At 65.6% G+C, this 21,968-nt stretch carries 19 protein-coding genes; 3 read left to right on the forward strand and 16 right to left on the reverse strand.

From position 1 onward, the window contains the following. The first annotated feature begins 24 nt into the window (after positions 1-24). Complete coding sequence (locus tag B0E49_RS20465) at positions 25-162, forward strand: hypothetical protein (RefSeq protein ID WP_168175008.1); 138 nt, start codon at positions 25-27, stop codon at positions 160-162. Here the strand turns inward: B0E49_RS20465 and B0E49_RS05435 are convergent. The 3 genes from B0E49_RS05435 to B0E49_RS05445 are packed head-to-tail and all read right to left on the reverse strand — an operon-like array spanning position 159 to position 4,943. Beyond that, a complete protein-coding gene (locus tag B0E49_RS05435) occupies positions 159-3,134 on the reverse strand; it encodes a transglycosylase domain-containing protein (RefSeq protein ID WP_286137821.1) in 2,976 nt (991 codons plus the stop codon). The two genes, B0E49_RS20465 and B0E49_RS05435, sit on opposite strands and share 4 nt — an antisense overlap. A gap of 26 nt (positions 3,135-3,160) precedes the next feature. Continuing rightward, the gene (locus B0E49_RS05440; protein WP_077560984.1) at positions 3,161-4,018 is read right to left on the reverse strand and encodes a YbgC/FadM family acyl-CoA thioesterase; all 858 of its coding nucleotides are present in this window, start codon (positions 4,016-4,018) and stop codon (positions 3,161-3,163) included. Between the two features lie 10 nt (positions 4,019-4,028). After that, positions 4,029-4,943, reverse strand: coding sequence for an alpha/beta hydrolase (locus tag B0E49_RS05445; protein ID WP_077560986.1), 915 nt, complete (start codon positions 4,941-4,943; stop codon positions 4,029-4,031). 159 nt (positions 4,944-5,102) lie between these two features. On the opposite strand from B0E49_RS05445, the gene gbd reads away from it, so the two are divergent. Then, complete coding sequence (gbd, locus tag B0E49_RS05450; RefSeq protein WP_077560987.1) at positions 5,103-6,239, forward strand: 4-hydroxybutyrate dehydrogenase; 1,137 nt, start codon at positions 5,103-5,105, stop codon at positions 6,237-6,239. Between the two features lie 33 nt (positions 6,240-6,272). Here gbd and B0E49_RS05455 read toward each other — a convergent pair whose 3' ends face one another. The 4 genes from B0E49_RS05455 to B0E49_RS05470 all read right to left on the reverse strand — a co-directional run bounded on the left by B0E49_RS05455 (position 6,273) and on the right by B0E49_RS05470 (position 11,511). Next, complete coding sequence (locus B0E49_RS05455) at positions 6,273-6,767, reverse strand: LapA family protein (protein WP_077560989.1); 495 nt, start codon at positions 6,765-6,767, stop codon at positions 6,273-6,275. Between the two features lie 70 nt (positions 6,768-6,837). Next, a complete protein-coding gene (locus B0E49_RS05460; protein ID WP_077561279.1) occupies positions 6,838-9,198 on the reverse strand; it encodes a Tex family protein in 2,361 nt (786 codons plus the stop codon). 107 nt (positions 9,199-9,305) lie between these two features. Beyond that, positions 9,306-10,643: a sensor histidine kinase gene (locus B0E49_RS05465; RefSeq protein WP_168175009.1), complete on the reverse strand. Its 1,338-nt coding sequence runs from the start codon at positions 10,641-10,643 to the stop codon at positions 9,306-9,308. Between the two features lie 124 nt (positions 10,644-10,767). Further along, positions 10,768-11,511 carry a LuxR C-terminal-related transcriptional regulator gene (locus B0E49_RS05470; RefSeq protein WP_286137839.1) on the reverse strand — a complete coding sequence of 248 codons (744 nt, stop codon included), beginning with the start codon at positions 11,509-11,511 and terminating at the stop codon, positions 10,768-10,770. Between the two features lie 383 nt (positions 11,512-11,894). Between B0E49_RS05470 and B0E49_RS05475 the strand changes: the two genes are divergently transcribed. Then, positions 11,895-12,650, forward strand: coding sequence for a DUF1223 domain-containing protein (locus B0E49_RS05475; RefSeq protein WP_077560992.1), 756 nt, complete (start codon positions 11,895-11,897; stop codon positions 12,648-12,650). 42 nt (positions 12,651-12,692) lie between these two features. On the opposite strand, the gene B0E49_RS05480 is transcribed toward B0E49_RS05475, so the two are convergent. The 9 genes from B0E49_RS05480 to B0E49_RS05520 form a co-directional block, all read right to left on the reverse strand. After that, a complete protein-coding gene (locus B0E49_RS05480; protein ID WP_077560993.1) occupies positions 12,693-13,598 on the reverse strand; it encodes an SDR family oxidoreductase in 906 nt (301 codons plus the stop codon). Beyond that, the gene (locus B0E49_RS05485) at positions 13,595-14,533 is read right to left on the reverse strand and encodes a glutathione S-transferase family protein (RefSeq protein WP_077560994.1); all 939 of its coding nucleotides are present in this window, start codon (positions 14,531-14,533) and stop codon (positions 13,595-13,597) included. Before B0E49_RS05485 ends, B0E49_RS05480 begins: the two co-directional genes overlap by 4 nt. Positions 14,534-14,562: 29 nt before the next feature. Next, complete coding sequence (locus B0E49_RS05490; protein WP_077560995.1) at positions 14,563-16,212, reverse strand: isovaleryl-CoA dehydrogenase; 1,650 nt, start codon at positions 16,210-16,212, stop codon at positions 14,563-14,565. Between the two features lie 23 nt (positions 16,213-16,235). Continuing rightward, complete coding sequence (locus tag B0E49_RS05495) at positions 16,236-17,252, reverse strand: NADP-dependent oxidoreductase (protein ID WP_077560997.1); 1,017 nt, start codon at positions 17,250-17,252, stop codon at positions 16,236-16,238. 99 nt (positions 17,253-17,351) lie between these two features. Continuing rightward, positions 17,352-17,780, reverse strand: a complete 429-nt coding sequence (locus tag B0E49_RS05500) for a PaaI family thioesterase (RefSeq protein WP_077560998.1) — start codon at positions 17,778-17,780, stop codon at positions 17,352-17,354. 24 nt (positions 17,781-17,804) lie between these two features. Beyond that, positions 17,805-18,596 carry an SDR family oxidoreductase gene (locus tag B0E49_RS05505; protein WP_077561000.1) on the reverse strand — a complete coding sequence of 264 codons (792 nt, stop codon included), beginning with the start codon at positions 18,594-18,596 and terminating at the stop codon, positions 17,805-17,807. Positions 18,597-18,650: 54 nt separating this feature from the next. Further along, positions 18,651-18,881, reverse strand: a complete 231-nt coding sequence (locus tag B0E49_RS05510) for a hypothetical protein (RefSeq protein ID WP_077561002.1) — start codon at positions 18,879-18,881, stop codon at positions 18,651-18,653. Next, the gene (locus B0E49_RS05515) at positions 18,881-20,713 is read right to left on the reverse strand and encodes an acyl-CoA dehydrogenase (RefSeq protein WP_077561003.1); all 1,833 of its coding nucleotides are present in this window, start codon (positions 20,711-20,713) and stop codon (positions 18,881-18,883) included. Before B0E49_RS05515 ends, B0E49_RS05510 begins: the two co-directional genes overlap by 1 nt. Before the next feature lie 75 nt (positions 20,714-20,788). Further along, a complete protein-coding gene (locus B0E49_RS05520) occupies positions 20,789-21,964 on the reverse strand; it encodes an acetyl-CoA C-acyltransferase (protein WP_077561005.1) in 1,176 nt (391 codons plus the stop codon). Between the last annotated feature and the right edge of the window lie 4 nt (positions 21,965-21,968).

The following is a 21,968-nucleotide window of genomic DNA, read 5'->3' on the forward strand; positions in this document are numbered from 1 at the left end:
CCACCTCAAAGGAGGGAATGATTCATGGATGATTCGGCGAACGGCAGCGCACTCAAGGCCGTCGTGATCGTGCTCGCGGTGATCGGCGCCATTGCCGTCCTGGGCGTCTTCGGAATGGCCGTAATACATTCAGGAATGCTGGGCAGGATCGGCGCTTGTTAGTTCCGGCAGCCGCCGGACCCCGCCATGGCGTGCACCACGGGCGCCACCGACTTGAGAAACTGCACTGCCAGCGCGCTGGTGAAGCTGTAGCGCGCGGCATAGGGTTCGTGCACGTAGGCGGTGATGGTGCCGAACATGCGCTCGCCGACAAAAAACACAAAGGTGGCCGAGCGATTCACCCGGCGTGAGCCGAGCAGGCGCCCGCCCGGGCCGTAGGTCTCGAAGCGCTGGTCGCCGGTGCCGGTTTTGCCGCCCACCGCCTCGGTGAACGTGCCGCGCAGGCTCTTGGCCGTGCCGCCTTCGACCACGTCCTGCAGCGAGCGGCGCACCAGGGTCGTGATTTCGGGCGCCAGCAGCCGCTGCTGCGGCTGTGCCTGCGCCACAAAACGGGTTTCATACGGCGTGCCGACGGCAAAGTCCAGGCTGTGCAGCGACCGCAGGGGGCGTTGCACGCCATCGCCCACGATCAGGCCCATCAGTTCCGCCAGCGACGCGGGGCGGTCGCCGGAAGCGCCGACGGCCGTGGCGAGCGACGGTGTGAGGTTCCCGAAGGGATAGCCGAGCCGACGCCAGGCCTGCCCAATACGCACGAAGGCAGCAGCCTCCAGTTGCTGGCGGATGCGGTTGGTCTGGGCGTTGCTGATGCGCGCCCGCGTCAGCCATGTATAGACGTCCTGGCGCACGGTGGCGCTGTCGTCCAGCACCTGCTTGAGCGATGCCTTGGGCTGGCGACGCAGGGCCTCGACCAGCCACAGCGCGAGCGGATGCACGTGCGCCAGGTAGCCGCGGTCGCGCAGCGAGAACTTGTCGACGCCATATTTCACGTAGAGCTGGTGCAGGGCCTCGTCGGACAGGGGCGGCCCTGCCAGCCGCTGGCGCATCTCGCGCCCGAACTGGGCCTCGCCCAGGGATGGATCCACGCTGCGCAGCGCCACCGCCAGCGCCACCGGCGAGACCCGCTTGCCCGCGAACATCAGATCGAGCGCCTGATTCACCGTCTTGCCCTGGTACTGGCGGTAAAAGCGCCGCATGAAGGTGCTGCTCTCCTGGTCGATAAAGCGCGCCAGGTACTCACGCCGCTGGGGTGAGTCGGGGTCGGCCAGCCACTGGTCGACGTTGGGTTCGATCTGGTGGATCTCGTAGCGCACGATGTCGCGCATGAGCCGCACGAACACCAGGTTGACGGAATTCTGGAAGCCCACGCGCACGGTGAACTCCTGCGTGTTTTCCCAGGACTCGAAATTCTCGAAGCTTTGCAGGCCACCGCCCGTGGCAAACGCTTCGCCGGCGTTGCCCGAATACTTGCGCTCCATCGCGGCCTCCAGCATCGCCTGCAGGCTGGCGCCCGGCGTGCGGGTCAGGTAATCCAGGGCCCAGCGGCTCAGCACGTCCTGTGCGGAAACCGGCAGGCGGCGCCGTTCTGCGGGAGTCAAGCCGGCCAGGCGCTGGTGCAGCGCGCTGATGATCTCCAGATAGGTCACGAGGGTGCGCAGCTTGGCGGTGGAGCCGAGGTTGAGCCGCGCGCCGCTGTTGATGTCGAACGGCTGGTCCACGCTGTCGGCCTGCATGCGCAGCAGGTTCGCGCCGCCCTGCTGCTCGTACAGCGTGACGCTGAACGTGAGCCGGCCGGGGTCGTCGCCGGACTGCAGCAGGTTGCGGCCATACAAGCCGGCGGCGCGGGCACCGTCCGGTGTGCGCACGCGCTGCAAGGCGTCGGTGATGGCTTGCTGGGCCGCCTGGTCGATGGTGCTGCCGGCACGCAGGTCGAGCCGGTCCAGGTGGTACAGGGAGTCGACACCGAGCAGCGCCGACAGGCCCGTGCGCAGGCTGGTCACCGCCTTGCGCTCGATGAACGACTCGCTGGCGCGCGGTGCCACCGGGCGGGCCTGCTGCAGTTGCACCGCCAGCGCCGCGTCGCGCAAGGCCTGCGGGATGGTTCCGGCGCTCGCCAGCAGGCGCAGGTAGCGGTTGGTCATGGTGTTGAGCGCCGCGCGGTCCTGCAGCAGGTAGGGGGACGGCCGGCGCTGCGCGATCATCAGCGACAGCGCTTCCTTGAACACCTGCGCCTGCCGTGCGGAGACAAGAGAGCCGTCCATGTCCTGGAGCAGCCGGTTCACCTCGGCGAAATCCTCGCCGTACCAGGTCCACAAGCCGTCGCCGAGGCCCTGCACCTCGCCGTGGCTGGCGCTGCCCGACAGCGGCACGGTGTTGAGGTAGTCCAGCACGATCTGCTCGCGCCAGGGCAGCGTGACCTCGCCGCCCAGATAGGCGCGCACCGAGGCGCTGGCCATCTGGCGCAGCTTCTCGGCGCCGGTGCCGGTCTGGCCGTCGGGGGAATGGCGGTACTTCTCGATCTGCGTGGCCAGCGTGCTGCCGCCCGGTGTGGCGCGGCTGCTGGAGAACAGGTGCAGCACCTGGTCGGCACTGGCGCGGCTGAAGCGGCGCCAGTCGATGGCCGGGTTGCGCAGCGGGTATTCGGGGTTCAGCAGGTTGTGATTTTCAATGAACAGCAGGCTGTGCACCAGCACCTGCGGCACCGCAGCAAAACTGGGATACACCCGCTGCGGATAGCGCTGGGCGTAAAGCGCCTGGCCGTTGCAGTCGAACAACTCGAGCCCCGCCTGGGTTTTCTCGCGGTACGGCGTGAACAGGCCGTCGTCAATCAGCTCGGTCATGCGCGGCGACATGCGAGCCTGCTCGGCGATGGCAAAGCCGCGCTGGCGCAGCCGCGCGGTGAACTCCGGCAGCTGCGCATAGCCCAGCCGCTCGTCGTAGGGGCCCGGACCCGGAAACCGGATGGCGTCGCTGGGGCCGGGCGCGACCGTCACGGTGAGCTTCCTGCCGAGTTGCGCCAGATGGTGCGCCTGCCAGCGCGAGGTTTGCAGCTCGGTGGAAACCAGTTGATAAACGACATAGGCCAGCGCAAAAAATGCGGCCAGCAAGACGTATTTGACCCACGCGCGTCGCGCCACTACAGCATCCTCTCCCGAGACAAACCTCAAAGCGGCATGAACATCTCTACGTGCGCAATGCCGACTTCGTCGAACGGATCACCGCGTACAGCATAACCCGCGCGCGCATAAAACCCCTCGGCACTGCGCTGGGCGTGCAACAGCACCTCGTGGTCGCCGCGCTCGCGGGCGCAGTTCATCAAGGCCTGCAGTACGCGCAGGCCCAACTGCGAGCCGCGCACGGCGCGGTTCACCGCCATGCGGCCGATCCTGGCCACGCCCGGTGCATGCTGCAGCAGTCGCCCGGTGGCCAGCGGCTGGCCCAGGCGGTTGTAGGCCACCGCATGCAGCGCGCTTCGGTCAGCCTCGTCCCATTCCATCTCGGCCGGAATGCGCTGCTCCTGGACAAACACCTCGGTACGCACGCGTGCGGCATCCTGGCCCAGTTCGGCCCAGCTGCCCACCTTGATCACCGCCACATCCTGCCCGGCCTCGAACCCGGTCAGGATATCGCGCAGCACGCCCGGCACCGGTCTGGAGGTTTGCGTGGCCGGGTCGGCAAACACATAAATCAGCTCGCCCGTGATCAGCAGCTCGTCGCCGCGGAAGATCGCGCCGCTAAACAGCATCGACGAGGTGCCGACGCGCGTGCACTTCATGGCGACGTCGAGCTGGTCGTCGATGCGCGCCGAGGCATGGAACTCGACGGTGGCCTTCTTGACGTACAAATCGCCGCCCAGCTGCAGCATGGCGGCCTCGTACGGCAGCGCCAGGGCACGCCAGTAGTCGGAGATCGCGGTGTCGAAATACATCAGGTAGTGCGCGTTGAAGACGATTTTTTGCATATCCACCTCGGCCCAGCGCACGCGCAGCCGGTGGAAAAAACGGAAGTCCTGTCGATTCATGGTTCGTCCATCAAGGGTTGAAAGCCTGTCGGAGAGCGGCGGCGGCATCCGCATGGGCCTGGCGCGCCGGGGCAATGGCGCGCCCCATCTTGATGAATTCGTGCGTCACGCCGCGGTAGATTTCGAGATCGACGGCGACGCCCGCGGCGCGCAGTTTGTCGGCGTACAACACGCCCTCGTCGACCAGCGGGTCGCATTCGGCGAGTCCGACCCATGCAGGCGCCACACCGTCCACGTCGGGCGCATTCAACGGGGCGAAGCGCCAGTCGTCGCGGTCGGCCGGGCTGCGAATGTACTGGTTGAAGAACCAGGTGATGTGCGCTTCTTCGAGCACGAAGCCCTGCGCAAACGTGGTGTGCGACGGCGTGTCCTGGTGCGCCGCGCAGCCGGGGTAAAACAGCAGCTGCAGCGCCAGCGGCAGGCCGGCATCGCGCGCCAGCACGGCGCAGACCGCGGCCAGCGTGCCGCCCGCGCTGTCGCCGCCCACGGCCATGCGCGTGCCGTCCAGCCCCAGCAACGTACGGTTCCCGGCGAGCCAGGCCGTGGCGTCCCAGGCATCGTGCGCTGCCACCGGAAACTTGTGCTCGGGCGCCAGCCGGTAGCCGACCGAAAGTACCGCGCAGTGCGCGAGGTGGCTGAGCTGGCGGCACAGCACGTCGTGCGAGGCGATGCTGCCGATGGTGAAGCCGCCGCCATGGAAATACAGCAGCACGGGCAACCGCCCCATTGACGGGGCCACCAGTCGCGCGGGAAGCGCATGGCCGTCGCGCGCGGGAATGATGAAATCCTCTACCCGCGCCAGTTTTGGGGGCGTAATTTCCAGCACACCGGCACCGGCTTCGTAGGCGGCGCGCGCCTGCTGCGGCGACAGCAGGTGCATGGGGGGACGCCTGGCGCGTGCCATGCGGTCCAGCACATCGCGCATGACCGGCGTTAGCAAGGCGCGCGGGTTCAAGGGTGGGCCACTCACCGGCCGTTGCTCCACCCGGCCGGGGCGAATCGCATTGCCAGCAGGGTTTTCTTCCATCTCATTTTTTGCAGGTGTCCGTTACAGTGAGGGTTCCATCGTACAACGCGGAACATCATGGCTTTCATCAACTTCGTGACGCAGATCCAGTTTGAATTTGGCGCGCTCAAGCTGCTCGCGCAGGAATGCCAGCGCGTCGGCATCACACGCCCGCTGATCGTGACCGACCCCGGCGTCAAGGCGGCCGGCCTGTTGCAAAAGGTGCAGGATGCGCTGCCCGGCGTGACGATGGCGGTCTACGACCAGACACCATCGAACCCGACCGAGGCGGCCGTGCGCGCCGCGGTGGCCGTATACAAGGCCCATGGCTGTGACGGCCTGATCGCGGTGGGCGGCGGCTCGTCGATCGACTGCGCCAAGGGCGTGGCGATTGCGGCCACGCACGAAGGCCCGCTCAAGACCTACGCCACCATCGAGGGCGGCTCGCTGAAAATCACCGAACGCGTGGCGCCTTTGATTGCCGTGCCGACTACGGCCGGCACCGGCAGCGAGGTGGCGCGCGGCGCGATCGTGATTCTGGACGACCACCGCAAGCTGGGTTTTCATTCCTGGCATCTGGTGCCCAAGGCCGCCATTTGCGATCCAGAGCTCACGCTCGGCTTGCCGCCCATGCTGACCGCCGCCACGGGCATGGACGCGATTGCGCACTGCATGGAAGCCTTCATGGCGCCGGCGTTCAATCCGCCGGCCGACGGCATCGGGCTCGACGGTTTGGCGCGCGGCTGGACTCACATCGAGCGCGCCACGCGCGACGGCTCCGACCGGGAAGCGCGCCTGAACATGATGAGCACCTCGATGCAGGGCGCGATGGCGTTCCAGAAGGGACTGGGCTGCGTGCATTCGCTCAGCCACAGCCTGGGAGGCGTCGATCCACGCCTGCATCATGGCACCTTGAACGCCGTCTTCTTGCCGGCCGTGGTGAAGTTCAATGCGAGCGCCGAGTCGGTCCGGAAAGAAAACCGGCTTGAGCGCATGGCCTACGCCATGGGCCTGAAGTCGGCTGAGGACATTCCCGACGCCATCAAGGCCATGAACGCGCGGCTCGGTTTGCCCAAGGGGCTCGCCGCCATGGGCGTGAAAGAAAGCCAGTTCGACGACGTGATTCGCGGCGCCCTGGCCGACCACTGCCACAAGACCAATCCGCGCCTGGCGACACCCGAGGACTACCGCGAGATGCTGCTGCAGTCCCTGTAGCGAGCCGCCCGAAGCGGCAGGTTGGCCGCCGGCTCAGGCGGCTCCACCCGAGCGGGCAGCAACGCTGCGCACATGATCTTCCAGCTGGCCGAGCGAGGCCGCCAGCGAATTGGCTTGCTCATCGACCCGTTGCATCAGCGTCGCCTGTAAACCATCCAGGCGCGTTTGCAACTGCTGCGCACCCTCTACGCGCTCCCGGGACAGCCGCACCAGCTCTTCCGCGATGAAGGTTTTGAGCTCGGTGAAGCGCGACGCTTCGGCCTTGTTCGCAAGCTCGCGCTGCGCTGCCAATTCCTTGGTGTGGCGGCGCCCTTCCATCAGCAGCGTGGTCTGCATGGAGGCGACGACGGCAATGAATATCGCCGCCAGGACCAGCATGAATCCGAGCAGGACCACCCCGAGCGGCGCGTGGACACTGCTGACAAGCAGCGACAACTCGGTGGGTTGCGTGATAAGTCCCCAGTTCACCACCGCAAAAGCGGCGAGCGCAACAGCAAAAATCAGCAGCAGCAGGGAACGGATCGACATGACGGGCCTCTTGCAGCCCCAAAGGGGCAGAGTTTTCAGTATACGTTCGTGACTATTAAACCTGTAGCAGCTACTTGCGCAGCCCCTGCAGCTTGGAGAACGCCGACGCCATGGCCGTGGATTGCGGCGCGCTCGCGCCCTGGTGGCGGGGCGGCTGCTGGCCGCGCCCCGCGCCTTCAAACCGGTTGTCGCGCGGCCCATCCCTGCGAGCCGGAGCGTCGCCCAGCTTCATCGACAGGCCGATGCGCTTGCGCTCGATGTCCACCTCCATGACCTTGACCTTCACGATATCGCCGGTCTTGACGATCTCGCGCGCGTCCTCGACAAACTTGTGCGCGAGCTGGCTCACATGCACCAGCCCGTCCTGGTGCACGCCCAGGTCCACGAAGGCGCCAAACGCGGCCACGTTGCTCACCGTGCCCTCCAGGATCATGCCGGGCTGCAGGTCGCGAATGTCGTCCACCCCGTCGTTGAAGCGCGCCACCTTGAAGTCAGGTCGTGGATCACGGCCCGGCTTTTCGAGCTCGGACAGAAGGTCTTTGACGGTGATGACGCCGAAACGCTCGTTCGCAAACAGCTCGGGCCTGAGCGTTTTGAGCATCTCGGCGCGGCCCATGAGTTCGGCCACCGGTTTGCCCGTCTTCTCGATGATTCTCTCGATCACGGGATAGGTCTCGGGGTGCACGCCGGTCATGTCGAGCGGGTTGTCGCCGCCGCGGATGCGCAGGAAGCCTGCGCTCTGCTCGAAGGTCTTGGCGCCCAGGCCCGTCACCTGCATGAGCTGCTGGCGATTCGCGAAGGCGCCATTGGCCTCGCGCCAGCGCACCACGGCCTTGGCCACCGAGCCGCTCAGTCCCGACACGCGCGACAGCAGCGGCACGCTGGCGGTGTTGAGATCGACGCCGACCGAATTCACGCAGTCTTCCACCACCGCGTCCAGCGCGCGCGCCAGCTCGCTCTGGTTCACGTCGTGCTGGTACTGACCGACGCCAATGCTCTTGGGGTCGATCTTCACCAGTTCGGCCAGCGGATCCTGCAGCCGCCGCGCGATGCTGGCGGCGCCGCGCAGGCTCACGTCGACGTCGGGCATTTCCTGTGACGCGAACTCGCTGGCGCTGTACACCGACGCGCCCGCTTCGCTGACCACCACTTTCTGGATTTCCGCGCCGTCGTGCAGTTTCGCCAACTGCTTGATCAGATCGCCCGCCAGCTTGTCCGTCTCGCGGCTGGCCGTGCCGTTGCCGATGGCGATCAGGTTCACACCGTGTTTTTCGCAAAGCCGGCTCAGTGTGTGCAGCGAACCGTCCCAGTCCCGCCGCGGCTCGTGCGGATAGACCGTGGCGGTTTCCACCAGCTTGCCGGTGGCATCGACCACCGCGACCTTGACGCCGGTGCGGATGCCCGGGTCCAGCCCCAGCACCACGCGCGGGCCTGCCGGTGCGGCCAGCAGCAGGTCGCGCAGGTTGTCGGCAAACACCTTGATGGCGACTTTCTCGGCCCCTTCACGCAGCCGCGCAAACAGGTCTCGCTCGGTGGACAGGCTGAGCTTCACGCGCCAGGCCCAGGCGACACATTTGCGGATCAGGTCGTCTGCCGCCCTGCCCCGGTGGCTCCAGCCCAGGTGGATGGCGATGCGCCCTTCCGCGACGGATGGCTTGCCCGGCTCCGCTTCCACAGGCAGCACCAGTTTGGCATCCAGAATCTCCAGCGCGCGCCCGCGGAATACCGCCAGGGCGCGGTGCGACGGCACGCGGCCGATCGGCTCGTCGTAGTCAAAATAATCGCGGAACTTGGCCACGTCGGCGTTGTTCTCGTCCTTGCCACTCATCAGGCTGGATTTGAACAGGCCCTCCATCCAGAGCCACTCGCGCAGGCTCTGCACCAGCGCGGCGTCTTCGGCCCATCGTTCGGAGAGGATGTCGCGCACGCCGTCCAGCACGGCGGGCACGGTGGAGAAATCAGGGCCGGGCTTGCCGTCGTCCAATACTTCGGCAGGACGCGTAAAGGCAGCAGCCTCGGTCGCGGGATCCAGCGCCGGGTCGGCAAACAGCCGGTCGGCCAGCGGCTCGATGCCCGCTTCGCGCGCGATCTGGCCCTTGGTGCGGCGTTTGAGCTTGTACGGCAGGTACAGGTCTTCCAGATCCTGCTTGGTCGGGGCCGCCTCGATCGCAGCGCGCAGTGCAGGGGTCAGCTTGCCCTGCTCGTCGATGCTCTTCAAAACGACGTCGCGCCGGCCTTCGAGTTCGCGCAGATAGCCCAGGCGGTACTCCAGTTCGCGCAGCTGGATGTCGTCCAGGGCGCCAGTGGCCTCCTTGCGGTAACGCGCGATGAAGGGCACCGTGGCGCCGCCATCGAGCAAATCGACGGCCGCCTGGATCTGATCGTCCCGAACCTTGATTTCGGTGGCGATCTGACGAATGATTTTCTGCATGGTGGTAACAATCCCGGCCCGGCGCCGGGACATCCAATGTGAAGTGAGTCGAAGGACGGAAGTTTGCCACAGGGCACTCGCGTGCCTGCCTGGATGCCCCGTGCGCGTCAGGCCATTTCGTCCAATGGTCGCATGGGGCTGTGCGTCGCCTGGGCTCTGGAATCTTTGGAAGGGGGCGACAGCGGCAGCAGCAGCATGATGCGGGTTCCCGTTCGATCGCCCTGACAGCGGGAGAACTCAATGCTGGCGCCAATGGTTTCGGCGCGCTGGCGCATGCCTGACAGGCCTTTTCCGGTGCCGCGCCGGTCCGCCATGGCCGCCTGGATGCCCCGCCCGTTGTCGCATATCTCCAGCAGCAGGCACTGGCTGTACGGCAGGTACCGGCAGGTCACCTCGACCGTCGATGCGTGGGCGTGGCGCATCACGTTGGACAGCGCCTCCTGGCTGATGCGCAGCAGTTGCAGCACCTTGTCGGGCGTGACCCGCGCGAGCTCTGCGGCGTCCTGCATGCTCCAGGCCATGTGAATCCCGAGCCGGTCCAGCGCGGGCTGGATGCGATAGCGCAGCCGGGCCAGCGCATCGATGATCGAATCGTGCTCCCCGTCGATGGAGTCGACCATGATTTTCAGGTCAAGAAGGCACTGCTCCAGCGCAATGGCCATGGCTTGCTGTTGCGCAGAATGGGGATCCAGCGTGGCGATGAGGTTGACGAGTTGGGAGCCCACCCCGTCATGCAGATCACTGGCGATGCGCTTGCGTTCGCTCTCTATGGCACGCCGGCTCAGCAGGTCGCTGTGGCTCGCCTGCTCGGCCCGCAGCCGGCTCAAAGCCTGCAGATGCCCTGTCTGCTGCGCATCGATCGCGCTGTGGCTGTCGGTGCCGCGACCGGTCATGACCAGCCACACCAGAAGAAGAAAGGCGGGATAAAGGTAGTGCCCGAACGCCGTTCCGGTGTGCAGGGTCTGCGCATGAAGCACATCGTTCAGCGCAATGCCCAGACCCAGCAGCGTCGTGCCCATCACAAACCATCGATGGGGGCCGCCCCGGCGGGCCGCGAAATAGCAGATCCCCGCGGCCAGCAGCAGGAAAAACCCCACGTTGAGGATTTGCCAGGCCTGGAAAAGGGGGATGCGCCCCTGCAGGCTGCGCAGCCCATGCAAGCCCGTCCCCCCCAGCACGACCGTGCCGACGAGAGCCTGCGACAGGCACAGCCAGTACAGCCACTCCCGCTCGATGCCGGCGCTTTGCAGCAGGAAAAATACCACGGCTGCAACACACCATTGGTAGCTGATATCCAGCCAGAAGGTGGACGGGGTACCCGCGGCGGCTGCGTAGCGCGACAGTCCCAGATTGACGGCAAGTGCCGCCAGGGCCAGCGCCAGCGCCAGGTCGAACCGGCTGCGCTTGCGGCACCAGGCGGTCAGCGTCATGGCTTGTGGGTCCACTTTGTCCTCATCGTGTTCAACGGGCCAGCGGGCACCGGCACCTGACCGCCGGGGGGTCGCGAACATGGGGCTTGCCCACGGAGACGATGCGCCTGCAGCCCGGCGCCGCTATAAAAATGCAGCGCTACAAGAGGCCGCGGGCCCCGGCAAAGCTGACCGCCTGCGCACGGGTGCGCACCTGCAGCTTGCGATAGATGTTTTTGATGTGCGAGTTGACCGTCTGGCAACTGATCGTCAGCCGGGTGCCAATCTCGGCGCTGGTGTAGCCGCTGGCCACCATCCTCAGCACTTCTTTTTCACGGTCGGACAATTTGTCGGGCTTGCTGGAGACCCTGATCATTTGCGCATCACCCTGCGCGTGGTCCAGCTTGAGCAGCAACCGGCGCGCCAGGTTCGGTGTGATCGACGCACCGCCATTGACCACCTGCAACACCGCCTGCGAGAAGTTGCCGAACCACGAATTCTTGAGCAGGTAGCCCGTGGCGCCCAGCTCGAACGCATGCAGGGCGTGCTGTTCGTCCTCCATGGCGGAAATGACCACTGCCTCGGCTGCCGGGCGAATCGACTTCATGTAGTCGATCAGGTCGAACCCCGAACCATCACCCAGGTTCAGGTCGATCATCATCACCTCGAACTCATGCAGCGCGATCAGGCGACGCCCCTCGCGTGCGCTGCCCCCCTGAGCCACCAGGCTGATCCGCAAATCGGCCACCAGTTCCTGCGCGATGACCCTGCGGAAGTGCGGGTCGTCATCGACCAGCAGCACGCGCACCGGCTGACCTGGCTGGCCATTCAGAAAATCTGGCCATGGGCAGGAGTCGCCCCGTAGCGCAAACTGCTGGGCAGCCCCCCGGTTTTCCCGGCGCATGACGCCGGGCTCACTTTCCATCTGGCTTCGATCGCCCATAAAACCCCCTCATGTAGATCATTCGTCACCGTGACCTTTAACACCTGGCGCCTAGCGCATCTTGTGAAGAAATTGTGACACCTTTGCGACACTTTTCATACAACTCCAATGTTTCAGGATACTGTTCAAGGGCGCGATCATGTTGTCTCAAATCAACACTATTTGAGAACGATACAAAATTCCACAACAAATATCACAGGGACTTCATCTTTTACAAAAGTTACGCTTGAAGGGTTCTTGTTTAAAAGACCGAAAACACGGCCGCCATTTCCGGGCGGCGACGTAAGAAAAAACGGTGCAGCGCCGACTCATTCGCAGGCATCCACCACGACGAGGCGGTTTTCATGAAAATTACTATCAAATTAATAGCTATCTGTGCAGTGTCAACGGGGGCTACCGCCTCTTTTTCCATGGAAAACGGCTGTGTCTTTCAATCAGGCGCGGCCCTCACGCCCGTGATCGAGCTGTATACCTCCGAGGGCTGCAGCTCCTGTCCGCCGGCGGACAAATGGCTGTCAAGCTTCAAAGAGCGTGGTGCAGGCCAGGCCGCCGTGATCGAGGCCTTTCACGTGGGCTACTGGGACACCATCGGCTGGGTCGACCGCTTCGCCTCGCCCGCCTACACCGAGCGCCAGCGACAGGTGGCGGCCTGGAACCAGCAGCGCTCCATCTACACCCCGCAGGCCGTGTTGAATGGCCGGGACTGGCCGGATTGGGCCGCGTCGGGCACGCATGCGCCGGCGGCCACACAAGCCGCCCGCGCCAGTATCGCGCTCAAGCAACTCGGTGACGACCAGTTTGAAGCCATCGTCACGCCCGCCGCCGGTGCTCCCGCAAGCTGGAGCGCCTACTGGACCATCACCGAGAACGGCTACAACTCCAGGGTCAAGGCGGGTGAAAACGCAGGTAAATTTTTGCAGCATGACTTCGTGGTGCGCCAGTACACGCCGGCGGGCAACTACAGGACCGATCCGGCCACGCCGCAGCGGCTCACCCTGCGCAGCATTGCACCCAGCCCCGGGCACGCGCGGCAGGTCAACCTGGTGGTGTTCGACCCGAAAACGGGCAGCACGCTGCAGGCGGTGTCAGCCGGCTGCTGACGCTGTACCGAACTCGTGGCGCGGCCTGAATCTGCGCGCGGATCAGTCGGCCCGCAGCGCCTTGCGCAAGGCTGCCCCGATCTCGGGCTTGCCGGCAAAAGGATCGGTTGGATTGCGCGCCTGCAGGATGTCCTCCAGCCGGGTCTGCACCGAGCCGATGGCCTTGGGATGGCTGTAGATGTAGAACTGGTTGGCGGCCACGGCGTCGAACACTTTTTGCGCCACATCGAAGGCCGTGATCTTGCCCGAGCCGACCGCCTTGTCGGTCATGGCCTGGCCCACCAGCTGGCTTTTGGTAGGTTTTTCGCCCGCCAGATCGCCGGGGCGATTGCGATGGCTCTGGCTGATGCCGGTGGCGACAAAGAATGGGCACAGCACGCTCGCGCCGATCTGGTCGGTCACCAGGGACAGATCCTGGTACAGCGTCTCGGACAGGCTGACCACGGCGTGCTTGCTGACGTTGTACACGCCCATGTTGGGCGGGTTCAGCAGACCGGCCATGCTGGCGGTGTTGACGATGTGGCCGCGCCAGGCGGGGTCTTTTTTGGCGGCGCCTAGCATCATGGGCGTGAACAGGCGCACGCCGTGCACGACGCCCATGACGTTGACGCCCAGCACCCATTCCCAGTCCCGGACAGAGTTCTCCCAGATCAGGCCGCCCGAGCCCACGCCCGCGTTGTTGAACACCAGGTGCGGCGCGCCGAAGCGCTCTTGCACGGCTTGGGCCAAGGCCTCCATCTGGGCGGCGTTCGACACATCCACCTTGCGCGCGAGCACGGGCGCACCGGCAGCCTGCATTTCGGCCGCGGCCTTGTCGAGCGCGTCCTGCTGCACATCGACCAGCACCAGGTTCATGCCGAGCCTGGCGCCGATGCGGGCGCACTCCAGGCCGAAGCCCGAACCGGCGCCCGTGAGAACGGCGGTCTTGCCTTTGAAGTCGGTGATCATGCGGTGGGTGCTTTCTTGAGGATGTAGCCAATGCGCGGAAAGTGCACATGCACTGTGCCGGCGCGCTCGTCGAAGCGGCGCAGCGTGTAATGCATGCGGGTGGCGGCGATCAGTTCACCCTGGGTGGGCTCCGGGCCGAAGCTCTCGCTGGTGATCACCACCTGGCTGCCCAGCGCGATGCCGTGCTCGTCCTGGAACGGTTCGTCCTTGAGCGGCGCGGGCGTGGACCGGGCGGCCAATGCGATGGCTTCTGCCGCACTGAAGGCCTGCTCCTGGTCGTGACCGATGGCGGCCATGCGGTCCATCCAGGCCAGCACGGACGGCGTGTGGTCGAGGATGCCCGCCATGGCCGGGGTGCGGTGCCGCGTGAACCACAGCGGGTGATAGGCCGCAAAGTCGGCGATGCACGGCGCGGCACCGAGCAGAAAGGACTGCTCCTCGAGCATGTTGGCGAGACGGCGCAGATAGCTTTTGCAGGCGGCCGCCGCATCGGGCGGTGGCAGGCGCGGCACGGCCACGCGCATCTTGGCCCGGTCTTCGGCGAAGGCTTTCAGCACCTCGGGTGGTGCGCCTGGAAACACCTGGGCCGCGCCCGCCGGGCTGAAGTTGTAAGCCATGGAAGCCCAGAACAAGGTGCTGTCGGCCCACTGCGCCAGCACGCGGGCCAGGCCCTTGTTGTGCGCGGGGTACAACGCGGGCGTGCTCTGGCGGTGCTCGAGGATGTCGCAGATCAGTGCCGTGTCGCAGTAGATGTCGGCCCCGACCTGCAGAAACGGGGTCTTGCGGTAGCCGCCGGTAAGCGCGACCACGTCGGGCTTCGGCATGATCGGCGGGATCACGACCGATTTCCAGGCCAGCTTTTTGTAACCCAGGATCAGCCGGACTTTTTCCGAGAATGGAGAGGTCGGGTAGTGGTGAAGAATCAGCTCGCTCATGGTGTGTTTCCTGGCAGTAGAGGCAAGGTTCAAACGGGCATCGCGCGCGCGATGATCGCGTCAAAATCCGTGGCTGCGCCCAGCGTGCCAAAGGTCTGGCCCCAATTGCCATCCAGGCGCGAATCGCAAAACGCGCTGAACACGGCGGCGGGGGCGCTCTGGTACAGCAGCGCCGCCTGCACGGCCAGCGCCACATCCTGCGCGAGGCGGCGCGCTTCGAGCTCGGTGGCCATCTGTTCGACGCGCGTGGGCAGCGCCGCGGCCATGCGGTCCAGCGCCGCATGCGCGCCCTTGGCGGGCGCGAGTTCCTGCGCCAGCGCGGCCGCGGTATCGGCCTTGCGCAGCGCGCGCAGCAGGTCGATGGCCATGATGTTGCCCGCCCCCTCCCAGATCGAGTTGACCGGCATCTCGCGGTAGATGCGGGCCATGATGCCTTCGCCGCCCTCCTCCACATAGCCGTTGCCGCCCAGGCATTCCATGGCTTCCTGCGCAAAGGGACTGCCGCGCTTGCAGATCCAGAACTTGGCGATGGGGGTGAGCAGGCGCGCGACGGCCTGCTCGTGTGCATCGCCCGATCGGTCGAACGAGCGCGCCAGTCGCAGCGCCAGCGCGGTGGCCGCCTCGCTCTCCAGCGCCAGGTCGGCCAGCACGTTGCGCATCAGCGGCTGCTCGATCAGCGGCTTGCCAAAGGCCTGGCGCTGCGCCGTGTGGTGCAGCGCGATGCTGAGCGCCTGGCGCATCAGGCCGCTGGTGCCCAGGGCGCAGTCCAGCCGCGTCATGCTGCCCATGGCCAGGATTTGCGGCACGCCACGCCCCTCCTCGCCCACCAGCCAGGCGCTGGCCTGCCCGAACTCCACCTCCGAGCTGGCATTGGCCTTGTTGCCGAGCTTGTCCTTGAGGCGCTGGATTTCGATCTTGTTGTGCGTGCCGTCCGGCAGCACGCGCGGCAGGAACAGGCAGGACAGGCCGCTTGGGGTTTGCGCCAGGATCAGGAAGGCATCGCACATCGGCGCCGAGAAAAACCATTTATGCCCGGTCACTGCGAAGCGCTGGCCCCAAGCGTCCGCGCCCTCCAGCACGGCTCGCGTGGTGTTGGCACGCACGTCGGAGCCGCCCTGCTTTTCCGTCATGCCCATGCCCATGGTCAGGCCGGGCTTGTCGCGCCAGAGCCTCAAGGCCGGCTCGTAGGCGCGGCTGGCAAGTTTGGGGCCCCAGTCGGCGTAGATCGCCGCGTTGCTGCGCAGGGCGGGCGTGACGGCGTAGGTCATCGAGATCGGACACAGGATGGAGGGCTCGAGCTCGGTGAACAGCATGAAGCCGGCGGCCCGCCGCACATGCGCATGTCCTTTGGCGTCAGCGCCTTCCGCCCACGGTGAGCCGTGCAAGCCCGCTCCCACCGCCGCCGCCATGAGCGCGTGGTAGCTCGGGTGGAATTCCACCTCGTCGAGGCGCCGCCCAAAGCGGTCGTGCGTGTGCAACTCGGGCGCATGCACATTCGCCAGCCGCGCGTGCGTCTGCATGGCGGCAGACCCGCATTGCGCGCCCAGTGCCTGCAGCGGGGTGGTATCGAGTGTGGGCGCATTGAACGCCAGCGCATCGCGCATCGCCTGGTTGCCGCTGAACAGGTTGTAGTCCGCCAGCGGCGTGCTCTGGTTGAAGACTTCGTGCGTGGTGTCCATGGCGCCCTCCTTTTTCGCTGGCGCTAGATCAGTTTGACCAGCTGCTTGCCAAAATTCCTGCCCTTGAGCAGACCCAGGAAGGCCTCGGGCGCGGCTTCGATGCCCTGCGCCACGGATTCGCGGAACTTGAGCTTGCCGGTCGCCACCAGGGTGCCGAGTTCGGTCAGGGCCGCGGGCCAGTGTTCCATGTGCTCGCTCACGATAAAGCCTTGCACTTTGAGCCGATTCGTCAGGATCAGTTGCGGCGTGGTCAGTGGCAGGGGTTGACCGTCGTAGCCGGCGATCATGCCGCACAGGGCGATCCGGCCAAAGGCGTTCATGCGCGCCAGCACGGTGTCCATGATCACGCCTCCGACATTTTCAAAATACCCGTCCACCCCGTCCGGCGTGGCCTCCTTGAGCGCCGCATACAGGGATTTCGGGTCTTTGTGCGCCTTGTAGTCCACACAGGCGTCAAAGCCCAGTTCCTGCACCACGTAATCGCACTTGTCCTTGCCGCCGGCGATGCCCACGGCACGGCAGCCGCGCGCCTTGGCCAGCTGGCCGACCACGCTGCCCACGGCGCCGCTGGCAGCGCTCACCACCACGGTTTCGCCGGGCTTGGGCTCGCAGATTTTCATCAAACCGTACCAGGCGGTGACGCCCGGCATGCCGACCGCGCCGAGATAGGCGCTCAGTGGAATGTGTGCCGTGTCCACCTTGCGCAGCATGCCGACCTGGCTGGCATCGACCACGCTGTATTCTTGCCAGCCGCCAAAGCCGACCACCTTGTCGCCCACGGAAAATTTGGCATTTTTCGATTCCACCACCTCACCGACGGTGCCGCCCTGCATCACCTGGCCCAGCGGCTGCGGCGCCGCGTAGCTCTTGCTGTCGTTCATGCGCCCGCGCATGTACGGATCCAGGCTCAGGTAGTGGTGGCGCACCAGCACCTGGCCGTCCTGCAGTTTTGGCGTCTCGCTGCTGACGAGCTTGAAGTTGCTGGCGACGGCTTCGCCGGTGGGACGGTTGTCGAGAAGAATCTGCTTGTTGTGCGGCATGGAACGCTCCTGGTGGGTTATCTGGGGGACTACAAAAATAAGAGCTAACTGCGCCCGCGGGTCAAGGGCTACAGCACTATTTTCTATAAATTAGGTTGATCAGTCGGTGGAAATCACGCTCAGCGGATGACTGCCCCTGGCCCCGACGGGCAGGCGCCTGACGTACTTGAACGTTCCGGTGGCATGGGCGCAGGCACGGCCTTCGGCGTCATAAATCGTGCCCTCGGTGAACGCGATCGTGGCGGTGCGGTGCATCAGGTGGCCTTTCGCGGTGAGCGGGCCGCGCGCCGGCTGCATGAAGCTGGTTTTCATCTCGATGGTGACCACGCCCATGTCTTTTTGCACGCTGCGCGCGGCCACCGCCATGGCCACGTCCAGCAAGGTCATGCTGGCGCCGCCGTGCGTGACGGAGAACGAATTGAGGTGCTCGGGCCGCGCCTCGTAGCGCAGTTCGGAATGCCCGCCGTCGAACAACGCCAGCTCGAAGCCGAGGTGGTTGACGAACGGAATCTCGACGCCGAATTTCATCGACAGCTCCTGCTCAGCCATCAATCAGCCACCGGTCACGATCGATACGCCGCCATCGACCGCCAGCCACTGGCCGGTGATGTGCTTGCCGGCATCCGACGCATACAGCACCGTCAGGCCCTTCAGGTCTTCATCATCGCCCAGGCGGTGCAGCGGCGCATGGGCCGCCAGTTTCTCCACGCCCATCGCCTTGAGCGTGCCCTGCGTCATCTTGCTCGGGAAGAAGCCCGGGCAGATGGCATTCACCGTGATGTTGTACTTGCCCCATTCGGCGCCCAGCGCGCGCGTGAAGTTGATCACGGCGCCCTTGGAGGTGTTGTAGGCGATGGTCTGCATCTCGGGCGGGTTGCCGCCCAGGCCGGCGATCGAGGCCAGGTTGATGATGCGGCCCGACTTGCGCGGGATCATGCTGATCTTGGCAACGTGCTGGCTCAGGATGAAGTAGCCGCGGATGTTCAGGTTCATCACCTTGTCCCAGGCCTCCACCGGATGGTCTTCGGCCGGCGCACCCCAGGCGGCACCCGCGTTGTTGACCAGGATGTCGACGGCGCCCATGCGCTGCAGGGTCTCGTCGCCCAGGCGGCGGATGTCGGCTTCCTTGGCGCAGTCGGCGGCGATCCAGCGCGCGTCGATGCCGGCGGCCTGCAGGTCGGCCACGGCCACTTCCAGGTCTTCGGCCTTGCGCGAGCTCAGCATGATGCGCGCGCCGGCCTCGCCCAGCGCAAACGCCATTTGCAGGCCCAGGCCGCGCGAGCCGCCGGTGACAAGCGCGGTTTTGCCCTTGAGGTCGAATAGTTGTTGAATGGTGCGAGTCATGTGGGTCTCCAGCGTGGGTTCAATGGCTAAAAATGAAATGTAAGTGCACAGGCATCATCGGTCTTCTTTCAAACGTGAGCGGACGTAAATCAGGACGACGCCCACCGCTGCCACGAGCGCGCCGGCAACCATCAGCGACCAGCCCAGCGGGCCGGCGCTGCGCCGCGTGAACACGCCCAGCACCAGCGTCAAGAGCCCACCATAGATCAACACCCAGATCAGCGCCTGCAAACGCGCGATGTTCCTGGAGGATGTGGTCGCGCCGGACTCCTTGAAAAACCCCATCAGAACGCATCTTCGGGCAGGCTGGCGCAGGTCAGGTCACGGTTTTCGACGACCTTCAGCCAGGCCCCGATCTTGGGCAGCTCGTAATGATAAAAATACCTTGCGGCCCCCAACCGGCCTGCGGTAGATGCTATTGATTTGGTAGCGTCCGCGCGCAATGCGGCGAGCGCCACATCCAGCCAGATCCAGGCCAATACGGTGTGGCCAAAGGCCTGCATGTAAGGCACGGCGTTGGCCAGCGCGTCGGTGGGCTGGCCAGTCGCCCACGCAGCTTGCGTGGCGCTCGTGACCTGCTGCAGTGCCGTGCCCAATGCCTGGGCGTGCTCGGCCAGTTCGGGCAGCTGCGCGGCGCGCGCGCGGGTAGCTTCGATGCGCGCGGCCAGCAATTGCAGGCCGCGGCCGTCTTCCATCTGCACCTTGCGCCCCAGCAGGTCCATGCCCTGGATGCCGTGCGTGCCCTCGTGGATCATGTTCAGGCGGTTGTCACGCCAGTACTGCTCGACCGGGAAGTCGCGCGTGTAGCCGTAGCCACCGTGCACCTGGATCGCCAGCGAGTTGGCCTCCAGGCACCATTCGCTGGGCCAGCTCTTGGCGATCGGGGTCAGCACTTCGAGCAGCAGGCGCGCCTCGTCGGCCGCCTGCGCAGTTCCGGTGCGCTGTTCGTCCACCAGGCGCGCGCAGTACAGCTCCAGCGCCAGCGCGCCTTCGCAGTAGGATTTTTGCGCCAGCAACATGCGCCGGACGTCGGCGTGTTCGATGATGCGGATTTGCGGCTGCGAAGCATCCTTGCCGCCGGGACCCATGGGCCGACCCTGCGGCCTGGTCTTCGCGTAGTCGAGAGACGCGTGATAGCCCGCCATGCCCAGCATGGTGGCCGCCAGGCCGACGCCGATGCGCGCCTCGTTCATCATGTGGAACATGCAGTGCAGTCCCTTGCCGGGCGCACCGACCAGGTAGCCGATGGCTCCGCCCTTGCCCTGCGGCTTGAATTTGCCTTCGCCGAAGTTGAGCAGCGTGTTGGTGGTGCCGCGCCAGCCGAGCTTGTGGTTCAGGCCCGCCAGCGCCACGTCGTTGCGCTCGCCGGTCAACTGGCCTTGGGCATCGACCATCTTCTTCGGCACGATGAACAGCGAGATGCCGCGTGTGCCAGGAATCAGCTTGCCGTTCTCGTCGGGGATCTTGGCCAGCACGATGTGCACGATGTTCTCGGTCAGCTCATGGTCGCCCGAGGAGATCCACATCTTGTTGCCGGTGAGGCGGTAGCGCGGTCCCAGCGGATCGTTCTGGAAGTCGGCCTCGTCAGGCACTGCGCGCGTCGCGACATCGCTGAGCGACGAGCCGGCCTGCGGCTCGGACAGGCACATGGTGCCGGCCCAGCGGCCCGAGAATTCGTTCCTGGCGAACACGTCTTTTTGCATCTCGGTGCCGTGCACCATCAGCAGATTCGCGTTGCCGCTGGTCAGCATGTTCGAGCCGATGCTCACCGAGGCCATTGCGAAGAAACTGTTGGCCGCCGCCTGCAGCGTGTAGGGCAGCTGCATGCCGCCGATGTCGTAATCCTGCGCGGCACTGAGCATGCCGGACTCGACGAAGGCCTTGTGCGCATCGTGCGTGGCCTGGGGCAGGATCACCTTCTCGCCGTCGAAATGCGGCTCCTGGGTGTCCACGATGCGGTTGAACGGCGCGTATTTTTCGCGCGCGATGCGCTCGCAGGTGTCGAGCACGGCGTCAAAAGTTTCGCGCGAATGGTCGGCGAAACGCTCGCGCTGCTGCAGCGCCGGCGCGTCGAGCCAGTCGTAGAGCAGGAAGTCGAGGGTGGGACGAAGGGGCATGGTATTTCGAATGAAAACTGCTGCCAGCCCAGTATCTATCTTCGCCGGCAGCTATGAAACCAGGAGCGCCGCGCCTCACAGCACCTCGAAAACGCCCGCCGCCCCCATGCCACCACCGATGCACATGGTCACGCACACGCGCTTGGCGCCGCGGCGCTTGCCTTCGATCAGCGCATGGCCGGTCAGGCGCTGGCCGGTCACGCCGTAAGGATGGCCGACAGCGATGGCGCCGCCATTGACATTCAGCCGCTCGTTCGGAATGCCGAGCTTGTCGCGGCAGTAGATGACCTGCACGGCGAACGCCTCGTTCAACTCCCACAGGTCGATGTCTCCGATCTTCAGGCCCAGACGCGCGAGCACCTTGGGGATCGCGAAGACCGGGCCGATGCCCATCTCGTCGGGCTCGCAGCCGGCCACGGCAAAGCCGAGGAAGCGTCCCAGCGGCTTGAGGCCTTTTTTCTCGGCCAGGGTTTCATTCATCAGCACACAGGCGCCGCCGCCGTCGGAGAACTGGCTGGCGTTGCCCGCCGCGATCACGCCGCCGGGAATGGCGGGCTTGATGCCGCTGATGCCTTCCTTGGTGGTGCCGGCACGGATGCCTTCGTCATTGGTGACGGTGACTTCCTTGCTGCGCAGGCCCATCACCGGGTCCGCCACGCCCATCGTGACGGTGATGGGGGCGATTTCTTCCGCAAACAGACCTGCGGCCAGCCCCGCCGTGGCCTTTTGCTGACTGATGGCGCCGTACTCGTCCATGGCGTCGCGGCTGATGTTGTAGCGCTTGGCGACCTGCTCGGCCGTTTGCAGCATGTTCCAGTAGATCTCGGGCTTGTTCTTCACCAGCCACGGGTCGGCCAGCATGTGTTTGTTCATCTCGTTTTGCACGCAGGAGATGCTCTCCACGCCACCGGCCACGAACACATCGGCTTCGCCGGCAATGATGCGCTGCGCCGCCAGCGCGATGGTTTGCAGCCCGGACGAGCAAAAGCGGTTCACCGTCGTGCCCGAAACGGTCACGGGGCAACCCGCGCGCAGCGCGATCTGGCGCGCGATGTTGGCGCCGGTCGCGCCCTCGGGGTTGGCGCAGCCCATGATCACGTCTTCGACTTCGGCGGGCTCGATGCCGGCGCGCGCGATGGCGTGCTGCACGGCATGGCCACCCAGCGTGGCACCGTGCGTCATGTTGAAGGAACCCTTCCAGCTTTTGGCGAGCGGTGTGCGGGCGGTGGAGACGATTACGGCTGAAGTCATGATG

This window comes from Polaromonas sp. C04 (assembly GCF_002002705.1).
Classification (GTDB): Bacteria; Pseudomonadota; Gammaproteobacteria; order Burkholderiales; family Burkholderiaceae_C; genus Rhodoferax_A.